This is a genomic window from Rhodococcus sp. T2V, from assembly GCF_029269925.1.
GTDB lineage: Bacteria > Actinomycetota > Actinomycetes > Mycobacteriales > Mycobacteriaceae > Rhodococcus_F > Rhodococcus_F koreensis.
Genome location: NZ_JARJBD010000432.1, coordinates 1 through 376 on the forward strand (window position 1 = coordinate 1; position 376 = coordinate 376).

Here is a 376-nt window from a genome sequence, read left to right on the forward strand (position 1 = left end):
CCGCCCTCCCGCACGACATCTGCTCGGCGGTACACCCGATGGCCGCCGCGTCCCCCTTCTTCACCGCCTTCGACCTCCCCGCCCGCGGGGTGCACCTGACCGTCCCCACCGCGTCCTATGCGCATCCCCTCGATCACCGGCCCGCCGGGATCGCCTACCCCGACCTCGCGCGGACCACCGCCGAACTCGCCGAGTACGGCTCCCGCGCCGACGCCGCCGCCTGGCAGAACCTGATGCACCCGCTGGTCGACGACTTCCCCACCCTCACCGCACTCTGCCTCGGGGACATGCGCACGATCCCACCCGAAGTCCGTGACGTGTCGGGGATCCGGGCCGCGCTCGGTTTCGCCGCCCGCGTCCTCGAGCAGGGAACCCG

At 73.1% G+C, this 376-nt stretch carries 1 pseudogene; it reads left to right on the forward strand.

Going from position 1 to position 376, the window contains the following annotated elements:
- Positions 1-376: pseudogene (locus P3H15_RS54705) on the forward strand (NAD(P)/FAD-dependent oxidoreductase); the annotation flags it as partial.